The following is a 503-nucleotide window of genomic DNA, read 5'->3' on the forward strand; positions in this document are numbered from 1 at the left end:
GCCTACGCCATGGTGGGCATGGGGGCGGTGTTGGCGGCCAGCGTGCGGGCTCCCCTAACGGCGATTTTGCTGCTGTTTGAGATGACGCGGGACTACCACATCGCCTTGCCAGTGATGGCAGCGGTGGGCTTGAGCATTTGGCTAACGGAGCAGTTGCACCCGCCGGCCATTTACCCTTCCGCCCGTCGCAGGCAGGAGCCGAAGGGCCTGACGGTTCAAGAGGTGATGGTGCCCCCTTCTCTGCTGCTGCAACAGGATACGCCCCTGCGGGAGGCCCTGGAGCGTTTGCTGCAACAAAAGTGTCACAGCGCTTTGGTGGTGGACGGGCAAGAGCGGCTGCGGGGCATTCTCACTCTGGAAGACCTCGAGCGGGCCCTGGCCCATAGGGAAGCCGGGGAATTGGCCGAACTGACGGTAGAGCAGGTCAGCCAGGCTCCTGTGCTCACTACCTTCCCCGACGAGGCCGTGGCGGTGGCCGCCGAGCCGATGTACGAATACTGTGT

1 protein-coding gene is annotated in these 503 nt (G+C 64.0%); it reads left to right on the forward strand.

Annotated elements, in window-relative coordinates:
• Positions 1-503, forward strand: a 503-nt coding sequence (locus NW858_RS13375) for a chloride channel protein (protein ID WP_414520683.1), incomplete at both ends; no start/stop codon positions are given.

Source organism: Synechococcus sp. H55.10, assembly GCF_047502715.1.
GTDB lineage: Bacteria > Cyanobacteriota > Cyanobacteriia > Thermostichales > Thermostichaceae > Thermostichus.